The sequence below is a fragment of the Bradyrhizobium cenepequi genome, from assembly GCF_020329485.1.
GTDB classification, from domain to species: Bacteria; Pseudomonadota; Alphaproteobacteria; order Rhizobiales; family Xanthobacteraceae; genus Bradyrhizobium; species Bradyrhizobium cenepequi.
This window is the reverse complement of the sequence record NZ_JAGKJI010000047.1, coordinates 38,261-50,305: the sequence shown is the minus strand read 5'-3', so window position 1 is coordinate 50,305 and position 12,045 is coordinate 38,261. Positions and strand designations below refer to the sequence as shown.

The window sequence follows — 12,045 nt, the reverse complement described above, 5'->3', positions numbered from 1 at the left end:
GTGATCTACACCTCGGGATCAACAGGCACGCCAAAAGGGGCGCAGAATGAGCATCGGGCCATTATCAACCGCCTGATCTGGATGCAAAACGCCTACGCTCTCAAGGCAACGGATGTCGTGTTGCAGAAGACGCCATTTGGCTTCGATGTCTCGGCCTGGGAGTTCTTCTGGACCTTGCTTGAAGGCGCGACCCTGGTGCTGGCGCCTCCGGATGCGCACAAAGATCCCGATGCATTGGTGGACTTGATCATCAGCCACCGCATCACCACGGCACACTTCGTACCATCGATGCTGGTCAGCTTTATCGATGCGAAGGGGGTTGATCGCTGCACATCGCTGCGGCGTGTTTTATGCAGCGGTGAGGCGCTCCCTGCCGCCAGTGTGCACAAGGTTCGGCGCGTATTGCCTTGGACGGGCCTGCACAATCTCTACGGTCCGACGGAAGCTGCGATCGACGTGACAGCGTGGAATTGCCCGGCTGATTTTGATGGGACAATTGTCCCGATCGGGCGTCCGATTGCGAACACGCGTGTGTACCTGCTCGACGGTCATGGTGCGCCCGTTCCGTTTGGCGCGGTCGGGGAGCTCTACATCGGTGGGGCGGGGGTGGCGCGCGGCTACCTGAACCGGCCCGAGCTGACGGCGGAGCGGTTCATCGCCAGTCCCTTTGTGGAAGGCGATCGGCTGTACAAGACCGGCGACCTTGCGCGCTATCTGCCGGACGGCAATCTGGCGTTCTTGGGCCGCAACGACGACCAGGTGAAGATCCGCGGCTTCCGGATCGAGCCGGGCGAGATCGCGGCGCGGCTCTCCGAGCACGCGTTGCTGCGCGAGGCGGTGGTGGTGGCGGGCGAGGACCGCGCGGGCGAGACGCGGCTTGTCGGCTATGTGGTGTGCGCGCCCGAGGCAGGATCGGATCGGCTGGATGGAGGTGAGCTTGCTGCCACGTTGCGCGCGCACTTAAGTGCGCGGCTGCCCGAGTACATGGTGCCGGCCGCGTTTGTGCACCTTGCGGCGCTGCCGCTGACGGTGAACGGCAAGCTGGACCGCAAGGGGCTGCCGGCGCTGGAAGATAATGCGTATGCGCGTCGCGCCTACGAGGCGCCACAAGGCGAGATCGAGACGGCGCTGGCGCAGCTCTGGGCCGAGCTTCTGGGGCTGGAGCGGGTCGGACGCCACGACCACTTCTTCCAGCTGGGCGGCCACTCGCTGCTGGTGGTGCGGCTGCTCAGTCGAGCGCTCGACCTTGGGCTGACGTTTAGCGCGGCCGATCTCTTCCAAGCTCCTGTTCTGAAGGAACTTGCATCGAAGATTCATTTGGAGCGACAGCCAAGCAGTCCGGAAGTGATTTCCGTGCTGGCAACGGGATCACAGCCACCGCTCTTCTTTGTTCCCACAGGTTTTGGCGATTGCTCCTATGTCCCCGGTTTGGTGAAGGAAATGGACGTAGACTGTCCGGTCTATGCTCTGCCATGGCCGCCTTTCAATGACGTTTGTCTACCAACTCTTGAAGCCATGGCCGCGGAGGTAATCCTGCAAATTAGAGAGATCCAGCCACAGGGTCCATACCGCTTTGCTGGATACTCATCAGGAGCAATCCTGGCTTACGCAATTGCGGAGCGCTTCCTAAGTCTCGATGAAGCTGTGTCATTCATCGCCTTCAGCGATGTTATCTTACCTGCGAATCGATCAAGCATGTCGGCCATCCAAACGATGCGAGAAGTGCTGCTGGATTCTTTTGAATCCTTAGATGATGAGAGCTTCGAAGTCTTGGCACGCTTTGCTGAGAAAGATTCAGTGGCCGAGCTGCTTGAAAAAGCACAGCAAATTGGAGCGATACCCCAGGATTGTGATCTCCAAGATCTCGTTCTGATGTACGAGAAAACCGCGCGGTTCCAAAAGGCGCTAGACTTATATCAAGTCCCATCTCTGCCAATTGAGATCCATCAGTTTTATGCCAATGGGCCTCTTCGGCGGGTAAGAGCTCGCAAAAATTCAATAGGTCCGGAGGCAAGTTCGCCCTTGCGGGGTTGGGATCGGGTCTTGAGTGCGGGAGCCATTCATGCCGTACCGATTCCAGGCGATCACGTGACGATGATGAACGTTCCAGAGAACCGCCGGGTTCTCGCTCGAGCCATTTCAATGGCCTTAACCAATTCACCGCGAACACCGGGGCAATCGCAGGCGCCACGATAGCGGAACCACCTCGTCGATGCGCTGCTTTCCTGGTCTGGCACTCAGTTCGGAAGCGGATCCCCTACTTGGCAAGATGTGCCTTCTTACGAGCTTGCGGTTGCCTGATCGCCTCGCCAATGTTCGCCGCCAGAAGTTGCGGCCAGCTGACATCCTCTTAGTTGCCAATCGGGCAGCGATGCAGCTGCGACCTGGCGAGAGCCTGTGTGACGAGCAATTATACAAAGTGAAAGCGAACCTTGCGCTCCTCCCGGAAGTGGTAGGGAGCCTCCGATCCGTTTTCGAATATTCTTCGCCAATTCGAATGACAACTGTTCGCAACTAAAACGCCGAAGCAAGCACGAAACCACGGTTCGAGACATCCAGAAATCGTGAGCTCTCCAGAGGCATCTACGCCCAGGGAAATCTCAGAATGTTGCCTATTACTGATGGCCGGCTCAAGTTCTATTAATCGTTCTTTTTCGACGGAGTTGTAGGGAGAATTCTCAAAAAGGGCGCCTAGGGGGCGAAGCAAGAGTTAGAGGCCCAAGGGAGACGATCATGAAAACGTTATTGGCAGAGCGCGGACGCGAGAATGCGTGTGTTATCCCGCTGAGCGATCTGGATGTAAGCGAGACCAAGCGCTTTCAGGATGATAGCATATGGCCTTGCTTCGAGCGGCTGCGAAGGGAAGATCCCGTTCACTACTGTCAAGACAGCCCGTACGGTCCATATTGGTCCATAACAAAGTACCACGATATCATAGCCGTAGATACGAATCATAGAGTATTCTCGTCAGAGCAAGGTGTCACCATCGTCGACTTGCCCGAGGAGCATCGGACTCCGAGTTTCATTAAGATGGGGCCTCCTAAACATGGCGAGCAGCGCAACACCGTAAGTCCGATAGTGGCACCGGCAACTCTGACCGAGCTCGAAGGCTTAATCCGTTGTCGCGTCAAAACGATTCTGGACGGCTTGCCGCGCAATGACACCTTCAACTGGGTCGACAAGGTCTCGATCGAATTAACGACGCAGATGTTGGCCACGTTGTTCGATTTTCCGTTTGAGGATCGGCGACTCCTGACGTATTGGTCGGACGTAGCCATTACAACTCCGCAAATGGGCCACGAGATCGACAGCTGGGACAAGCGAAGCGCAATCCTGTCCGAGTGCTTAGACTATTTCGCACGGCTTTGGCGGGAACGGATAAATGCCGAGCCGCGCGTTGACCTGATTTCGATGATGGCGCATTCACCCGCGACTCGGAATATGGAGCCACGTGAGTTCCTCGGAAACCTCATTCTGCTGATCGTGGGCGGGAGCGACACCACGCGCAATTCGATTAGCGGAGGCCTCTTGTTCATGAACCAGAACCCGTCCGAACTACGAAAGCTACGGGACAATCCCATGCTGGTGTCGAGCGCTGTGTCCGAGATTATTCGATACCAGACGCCCATCGCACACATGCGCCGCGACGCCGTGGCCGATATCATGATAGGTGACAAACAAATCAGGCAAGGCGATAAGGTCGTCATGTGGTACATCTCTGGTAATCGGGACGATGAGGTCATCGAGAACGCCAACAGCTTCGTCATCGATCGCAAGAACGTACGGCAACATCTCTCGTTCGGATTCGGCATCCATCGCTGCGTTGGTAGACATCTTGCGGAGCTGCAGTTGAAGATCCTTTGGGAGGAGATGCTGAATGGACGCCTGGACGTCAAGGTCGTCGGCGAGCCGGAACGAGTCGCGTCTAACTTTGTGCACGGTTATTCCGCACTCCCGGTGCAGATTGTAGCTTAGGTCGTGGTGTCTGAGATGGACTGGAGCCTTGAACTTCCTCCGAATGAGTGGACAGCTGAGTAGGCTCAGAGAGCCCGGAGGTGTCGAATGTCGGCACCCTTCGGACGCCTCCGTTTGCGTCGCGTTGATGCATTTTCCCGGTGCTGCGTTGCAGCTGGGTGGTTCGCATATGCAGGCTGTTTGTCTTCTGTAACGTGCCTCGGATCTCTCTGATGACGCGGATATCGGTGAGCTGGAGGCGACGTTTCAGCTCCATCGCACAAACGCGCAACCGTTGCGCGTTTGGCCCCTCAGCCCCGTAACGCGCTTTGCGTGTAGCCATACCCGGATGTCCTTTGGACCGGACATTACAGATTGTAGCTCGTTCGGTGGCATAACCCGCCGCGACTTTGCCTCTGCCACATCCACGCAAACGAGCTACTCGAGGAGATCAACTTCAATGGCTGCCTGTGAACGGAAGCGACGCAAGGTTCGCATTCCCAACGAACGGTCTCTTCAAATATCTACATGCTGCGTTCCCCCCGCCGATCGTAAGGGGTAGCCCCATGCTGACAAGCAATGCGCTTATTGTTGATGCTTTGCTGACGATTGGGTTCGGGCTCCAGCATTCCTTGATTGCGACGTTCGCAGTAAAGGAGCGGGCTAGTAAGTGGTTCAGAATTGATCCGTTGGGCTGGCGGTCGGGGTCGAATCCCTCACCAACGTTCTCTATATTCTGGGCGCAGCGATGACATGGCAGCCGGTGGATATCGTTGTATGGCGTCTGGAAGGGTCCCGGCGGCGATCATGCGAGTGCTGTGTTGCCTGTCCTGGATTTGGTACTGGCAGCTGCATCTGTTTGCATACAATTGCGGTTTGGCATTCGGCTCGACGACTTTCGTAGTGGCTGAGCGGCACGGCAGGCAAACCGAAGCTGGTGCCCTGGAAGGTCGGAAGCCCGCGCTGGATCAGATTTCCGGTGCACACGGCTTTCTTCGGAATGTTCTTTTTGCTTCCGACCATGAAGCTGGATCTGCTGGTCCTCGCAATCCTTCTCAACATCTACAACGTGATCGGCAGCATTCTCTATGACAAGCGACTGGTAAAGATCGGTGGGAGTGCCTATGCCGACTATCAGGCGGTCACCGGGTTGATCTGGCGCCGATCTATCGCGCGCCCTACGGGGCGTGGATGGTAAAAAGCCTGAGCCGCAGCATTGGCGACGCCCGCAGATGCACTTTATGGGCGTCGTCGTGGGAATCGGGCCGGTCATGTACGAGCCGAAGGAGTAGGCTGGGCGCTCGGCGCCGGAATCACTCCGCAGCGAGTGCGACGGCGTTGAGGTCAACTTGGCCGATGGTTCCGTCCGTCTCGCGCTGCGGTCGTGAGCGGCTTGGCAACATTTCTCAGGATCGTGCCGCGGCAGTTGGCTAGCATCTCCTTCGTGTACTTCTCGCCGAAGTAATCCAGAACGAAGGTGCCGCCATAGTCCGACTCATCGGCGACACCGCTGGTTAGGCCGTCGAGGATTGCACCGACTTCGTGGATGCGATCGGAGTACCGGGCGCGGATAACGTTAACCGCGTTCATCGAGTGAACTGCCTCATCGGCAATCACTTCCTTTAGCCAACGAACGAACCTATTGCTCCCGAGTCCGGCATAAAAACCCTTATCCGCAGCATAGGCGTGGCAGGTGCACATTTCATCAAAGGCGATCATAACCATCACAGAGAATTCCTCTTTCAGGTATTCATTGATCGCATTAAAATTGTGTGATCGAGCGTCCAATCTCCCCCAAAGGTCCTTTTCGGATCCATCAGCGACGAGCTCCATAATCTGGATAAAGCCCTCGGTGTGACGCTCCTCGTCCGCGGCCCAGGCATCAAAGAATGCCGCGGCTTCCTCGCTAGCGATCAAGTTGCGGATGGACAACTCCTTCTTCAGATGCCTCGCGTCATATTCAGTATACAATTCTGGCCATAACTTGTTCCAACGTGCGCGCACAACTGATGGCTCGGCGGTGAACATCACTGGCGTCAGAGCTTTGAACAATTCTTGGGGACTCCAATTCCGTCGAACCGGCGTGATCATTCGACTCCTCCGAATCACGAACGGTGCGAGCGGTCTGGCAGACGCATTTCTTCCCGAACGCTCGCAAAGCACGTTGCTACACACAGAGCATGCTGTCGCCTCCTTGTTTTGGTGGATGCAATTCCTGGCCGCACTCCTTCAGCGTCGCCTGAAGCATCGGGCCTTGGCTCAATAGAAGCCCAGCGCCGCCGTCTTTGATCTCGATCAACTCGATCACCAAGACGAATCCGAGTGTAGTGTCGAGCGCAGCGTCGCATGGCGTTTTTTTCGCAAACCGCTCTCGTCAATTGCTCGGGGGCGCTCCGGGCAGGTATCTTCGATTAAATCAATGCAACGGCACTTCGCAGTGGTGTTGACCCTCGAACGTGCGGGCCTCATCAAGCGCCAACCCGGCTCGCCGCGCAGCATCGAAGTGCTGGTCCTCATGAGCAGCTACCCGTCTTGGAAAGCCCAAATCAATCAGTCAAAACCTCTGCGTCGAGGTACTAGCTAGCAGGCTGTTGAAGAACTCAGCCGCGTTCGCAAACGAAGGCTGAATCGTCGCCATTGTGTATATAGAAATGGCCGATGAGCCTGCCCGCAGTGCCGATCATAGCCCATCCGCAGGTGGGATATTCCCGTGCCCTTCCCACGAGAACTCCGCGCCGGCCGAACCGTCTCGCGTGGCGTAGCGGACGTCGAGAAAGCCCTTCAGCGCACCGAAGGCAATTTCACCGTCGGACATGCTCACGAAGGTGAGATGCGCCTCTTCGACGAGATCGAGGAAGTCGCTGTCCCAGTTGTCCATTTCGACAATGCGCCAGCCGCCGGCAAAGGCCTTGGCGAAGCCGGGCACCTTGGCCATCAGCCGGCCTCCGCTATCAGCTTGGGCAGCCGCACCAGATTGTAGGCGGCGGCAGCGAAGGTAAACGTCCGACACGATCACGGCCACGGAAGCTCGTCTTCTCTTGCCCGGCGACCGTCTTGATCCAGCCGAATGCCTCCTCGATGCGCTTGCGGATGCGCTGGCTGACGGCATAGCCGCCGTGCCGGGTCGTTCGCCCGTCGATCGCAGAGCTGCGGCCACTGGTGTTCTGCGCAACATGCGGCGTCACGTTCATCGAGCGCAGCTCGTTGACGAAGTCTTCTGCGTCGTAGGCTTTGTCGGCGCCAAGCGTGATCGCTGTCGGCCGGTCGGCACGAGGCTCGATCATGTGCAGCGCGGCCACTCGTTCGGCATGCCCGTCAGCCAGCGTCAGGCAGGCGTCGACCAGCATGTGGCGGTTCTCCATCAGCCCATGCCCGATGAAGCATAGCTTCGTCTCCTTGCCTTTACCTTTGCGGTAGAGCCTGGCATCCGGATCGGTGGTCGAAGCATGGGTGTCGTTCGAACGTTTCTGGCCGTGGAAGTTCGCTTCCGTATTGCGCCCGCCGCCTTGAGCCGGCGGCTCGCTAGAGCCGTCCTTCGGCTTGACGCTCTTCATCGAGGCCCAGGCCTCGATCAGCGTGCCATCGACCCAGAAGTGATCGTTCGACAGAAGCTTCTTTACCTTGGACTGCGCCAGCACCGCTGCCAGGAACTTCGCTGCGATGTCGCCTTCCAGCAGCCGGTCGCGGTTCTTCGAGAACACCGAATGGTCCCAGGCCGCGTCGTTGATGCCGATTCCGACGAACCAGCGGAACAGCAGGTCGTATTCCAGCCGCTCCATCAGAAGCCGCTCGGAGCGGATCGAATAAAACGCCTGCAACAGCATCGCTCGCAGCAGCTTCTCCGGCGGGATCGACGGCCGCCCCGATCGGCGAATAGAGCGCGGCAAACTCACGCTCCAGCGCCGATAGCGCCTCGTTCACGATCGTCCGGATCGCTCGCAGCGGAATGATCGCGGCGAACCCGCGCCTCCAGGTCAACGTAGCTGAACAGCTCGCCCGTTCGATTGTCTCGGCCGCGCACGCACCATCTCCGAATCTCGTCGGAGTCAATGAATCACGGACTCCGGTCCGCGGCGAGCGCCTTTTTTCAACAGCCTGCTAGCTAGGCCAGCCCACGAACAACCTGGCGTTCAACTGCGGAACAGGTACCGCAGCTTAGGTGGCAGGGCAAAATGCGCGAGGGTAGTCATGACAAACTGTTTCCGCTAATGGATCGCGCAAGCTGGCCGCGCAAGCGTGGACCGCTGACATCAGTACTAACGGAGGAGGGACGGATCACAAACTTTCGTATAGTTCTCCAAACCCTTTCAATATCGAAGACTTACCTACGTACAATTGAGCCGTCAATCGCAATAGTTTTAGTCTCGTCGAGAATCGGGCCAGAGCGTCCTCAATGGCTCTCGGCGCAGGAAGCAAGACGAGCTGACCGACAATCATGAAGTTTTATCGCAAGACGCCATGCGGTCCGTCGATCTGCAGCGAGTGTCATCGATCCCTTGAATCAGTCTACCGGCGAGATATCTCCACGCGGCAGCCCTATCGCGACTACGATTTGCTCTCTTCGCTACCGGACGAAGAGTCTTCTTGCGCCATGGATCGCTGTCGCACGGACCATGGAACTCGCGCCTGACTATTCGGCTCACCCCGAAACCCTCAGTTCGTTTGCTGCGCTTGCTGCTACTGGTATCGATCGTGCTCGCCAAAGCCGCGCTGCGGTCGGGCGAAACCGATGACGGCTGAAACTTCTAAGACCTAGCTCACGCGCGTGCACGCGGCGAGACTAATTGCTCGGACCGCGAATCCCAGAGTCGAACCGCTAACGATGTCGCAATCCGCAATAAGTATTGAATACCTTCATACGAGTGAATTTGGCTAAGAGACTTCGGCGATTTTGAAGATGATTTCCTTAAAAGCTGGGGGGCATTGATCGGCATGTGCGGGATTGTCGGCATCTTGGGGCGTGGTCCGGTCGCGGAGCAGTTGGTCGAGTCACTCAAACGACTGGAATATCGCGGCTACGACTCCGCAGGCGTCGCGACGCTTGAAGGCGACCATCTCGAGCGCCGACGCGCCGAGGGCAAGCTGAAAAATCTCGAGGCGCGGCTAAGCGGCGATCCGCTGTCAGGTCATACCGGTATCGGTCATACGCGCTGGGCCACCCATGGCAAGCCGACCGAAAGCAATGCCCATCCGCATGCGACGGACAATGTCGCGATCGTCCATAACGGGATCATCGAGAATTTCCGCGAGCTGCGCGCTGAGCTGGAGCAGAATGGCGCTAGCTTCGCCTCCGAGACCGATACCGAGGTGGTGGCGCATCTTGTCGAATCCCATCTAAAGAATGGCTACTCGCCGCAGGACGCAGTGAAAGCGTCGCTGCCGCGGCTGCGCGGCGCGTTCGCGCTGGCATTTTTGTTCAAAGGTCACAACGATCTCATGATCGGCGCGCGCAAGGGGTCGCCGCTTGCGATCGGGCATGGCGACGGCGAAATGTATTTAGGATCGGATGCAATCGCGCTCGCGCCCTTCACCGATACAATCACCTATCTTGAAGACGGCGACTGGGTCGTGCTTACCCGCACGATCGGCGTCATCTATGATTCGAACGGCGCCGTCGCTCACCGGGAAACGCTGAAGTCCGGCGCTTCATCGTTCCTGGTTGACCGGGCGAATTATCGCCACTTCATGGCCAAGGAAATTCACGAACAGACGGAAGTGGTCGGGCAGACGCTGGCGCGTTATGTCGATATGACCGCCAAGCGCATCGCGCTACCGTTCGAACTGCCATTCGACTTCAATGACATTGGGCGCATCTCGATCACGGCTTGCGGCACCGCAAGCTATGCCGGGCACGTCGCGAAGTACTGGTTCGAGCGGCTGGCGCGTATGCCGGTCGAGATCGATGTCGCCTCCGAACTCCGCTACCGCGAGGCGCCTTTGCGCAAGGGGGATCTCGCGATCGTCATCTCGCAGTCCGGCGAGACCGCCGACACGCTGGCCGCGTTGCGCTACGCCAAGGCGCAGGGTCTGCACACAGTTTCTGTGGTCAACGTGCCGACGTCGACGATTGCGCGCGAGAGCGAAACCGTACTGCCGACACTGGCGGGGCCGGAAATCGGTGTCGCCTCGACTAAAGCTTTCACCTGCCAGCTGATGGTGATGGCCGCGCTTGCGATCGCCGCAGGCAAAGAGCGCGGAGAATTGTCCGACATCGATGAAATGAAGTTCGTGGGTGAGCTGATCGAAGTTCCGCGGCTGATCGCTGCGGCGCTCGCGATCGAGCCGCAGATCGAGAAGCTCGCGCTCGACATCGCCAAATCGAGCGCTGTGCTCTATCTCGGCCGCGGCACGTCGTTCCCCTTAGCGCTGGAGGGCGCACTGAAGCTGAAGGAAATCTCCTATATCCACGCCGAGGGCTATGCCGCCGGCGAGCTCAAGCACGGCCCGATTGCGCTCATCGACGAGAGCATGCCGGTGGTGGTGATCGCTCCTTACGACCGGGTTTTCGAAAAAACCGTCTCGAACATGCAGGAAGTTGCCGCTCGTGGTGGCAACATCATCCTGATGACCGATGCGACAGGGGCTTCGGAAGCGACGGTGGATTCGCTCGCGACCATTGTGCTGCCGGACATGGCTTCAACTTTTACGCCCATGGTCTATGCCATTCCGGTGCAGCTTTTAGCCTACCATACCGCTGTCGTGATGGGAACGGACGTCGATCAGCCACGCAATCTCGCGAAGTCGGTGACCGTCGAATAGGCGGGCAGGGCCAAAGTCGCAGCGGTCGTGAGCCTCCAGCCAGTAGGCGTTCGTGTTCGGTTATTAGCCAAAACCAAGCAGATCCTTAGTTTCTCTCCTATCCATGTTGATGCCGATCGTCGCTGCTGCATCGCGGGCATTGCGTCCAGATCGTCTTCCGGACATGAACGGTTCGCATCTCGATATCGCGCCGAATGGCGCCAACCCCCGCACCACCGTCCGGATGCTCGCGTTGACTCGGCCCTGCAGCCGGTGCGGAACTAGTGCATATCCAATGGGGACCTGCTGCACGTTGTAAATCCCTTGGCCAACCGATAGCAGGAACTAGGACAGTCCCACGCATACCACCGCGTCCGCCACGGCTGGGTGAACAGCGACCCAAGCTCATGCCTCCGGCGCTGAGAACTGCTCAGAATCAGGAAAACCTGTGAAAGGGCACTTTCCCATCGTCGGCGGTCATGGTCGATATCCGCCGTGTGCAATCCTACTAGAGGTGCCCCGATCACCCTGGAAGGTGCGGCATCCATTCGTGCTTAGCTCTACGACGAGATCAGGGAATTCCCCGAATTATCGAAGGTCGGAAGGCCAATTGCTCATAACTACCGCCTCGCGACGATTCAGACAGACTCATTGTGCCGCTGGCGCGATTTGAGCGACTCACGCTAGGCTATCATCCTCCAAAAGCCCCCAATGCGAGACGAGAAACGAAATGGTTGCTGCCGCCCGCGAACTGCCCACGTCAGGCTACGCGCTCGAAGTGGATGGTCGATTGAAAGCCGAGTTTATGACCAGAGACGGAGCAAAGGCAGGGGCAGAAGATCTCAAGAAGCGCTTTCCAATGCTTCAGGTCAGAATTTACGATGCGCAGACGATGACTCGAGAAGAGGTATCGCTTCCGCGAGCTTAGGTGCTCATCGAATGGGTTTTTGATGCGCGTGCGGCAGGGGCTGGCTCTGAGCCGCACAACGTTTCGACCCTATGGCTTGGTCCCTCGCGGATTGATCACACATAATGCGTCGTCCATGAAGAACTGTCCAAGCCATTGTGTGGGAGTCGTTTTTTGGAACGGAGCGCGATTTGAGATTGCAAGCTTTTTGGGTTTGAAGGCCGGAAAGCTTGCAATTTCATTTTGCGATTCCCGCGAATCACGGGTCGCAATTCCGTCGTCGCATCGGAGGAGACGATGCGACCCAAGGAACGATGAGACAGCGGACAGGTCGATCTTCTGCGCTCGCGGCTGGTCGCGGCCGCGGAAGAACGGCGACTGAGGTTCTCTCCACCGAGCCCCACCCGATCCCACTCGGGCGGGGGCTTAGCCGTGCGACGGAAGCC

At 58.1% G+C, this 12,045-nt stretch carries 7 protein-coding genes and 2 pseudogenes; 5 read left to right on the top strand and 4 right to left on the bottom strand.

All coding sequences use genetic code 11. The features are described 5' to 3' along the window. The 3 genes from J6497_RS41385 to J6497_RS32695 all read left to right on the top strand — a co-directional run. Positions 1–2,196, top strand: a 2,196-nt coding sequence (locus J6497_RS41385; protein WP_283845501.1) for an amino acid adenylation domain-containing protein, incomplete at its 5' end; no start/stop codon positions are given. 537 nt (positions 2,197–2,733) lie between these two features. Further along, positions 2,734–3,975 (top strand): cytochrome P450, encoded by a 1,242-nt coding sequence (locus J6497_RS32700; protein ID WP_225708328.1) that lies wholly within the window; start codon positions 2,734–2,736, stop codon positions 3,973–3,975. A gap of 979 nt (positions 3,976–4,954) precedes the next feature. Continuing rightward, entirely contained in the window at positions 4,955–5,152 is a 198-nt protein-coding gene (locus J6497_RS32695; RefSeq protein WP_225708327.1) for a hypothetical protein, read from the top strand. A gap of 146 nt (positions 5,153–5,298) precedes the next feature. Here J6497_RS32695 and J6497_RS32690 read toward each other — a convergent pair whose 3' ends face one another. The 4 genes and pseudogenes from J6497_RS32690 to J6497_RS32675 form a co-directional block, all read right to left on the bottom strand. Next, positions 5,299–6,045 carry a hypothetical protein gene (locus J6497_RS32690; RefSeq protein WP_225708326.1) on the bottom strand — a complete coding sequence of 249 codons (747 nt, stop codon included), beginning with the start codon at positions 6,043–6,045 and terminating at the stop codon, positions 5,299–5,301. Between the two features lie 76 nt (positions 6,046–6,121). Next, positions 6,122–6,262, bottom strand: a complete 141-nt coding sequence (locus tag J6497_RS32685) for a hypothetical protein (RefSeq protein WP_225708325.1) — start codon at positions 6,260–6,262, stop codon at positions 6,122–6,124. Positions 6,263–6,554: 292 nt separating this feature from the next. Next, a pseudogene (locus J6497_RS32680) lies at positions 6,555–6,889 on the bottom strand (hypothetical protein). Then, positions 6,889–7,975 (bottom strand): annotated as a pseudogene (locus J6497_RS32675) (IS5 family transposase). The pseudogenes J6497_RS32680 and J6497_RS32675 overlap by 1 nt, the downstream one beginning before the upstream one ends. A 911-nt stretch (positions 7,976–8,886) precedes the next feature. On the opposite strand from J6497_RS32675, the gene glmS reads away from it, so the two are divergent. Both glmS and J6497_RS32665 read left to right on the top strand, forming a co-directional pair. Beyond that, positions 8,887–10,713: a glutamine--fructose-6-phosphate transaminase (isomerizing) gene (glmS, locus tag J6497_RS32670; RefSeq protein ID WP_225708324.1), complete on the top strand. Its 1,827-nt coding sequence runs from the start codon at positions 8,887–8,889 to the stop codon at positions 10,711–10,713. A gap of 709 nt (positions 10,714–11,422) precedes the next feature. Continuing rightward, positions 11,423–11,620, top strand: a complete 198-nt coding sequence (locus J6497_RS32665; protein ID WP_225708323.1) for a hypothetical protein — start codon at positions 11,423–11,425, stop codon at positions 11,618–11,620. The last annotated feature ends 425 nt before the right edge of the window (positions 11,621–12,045 follow it).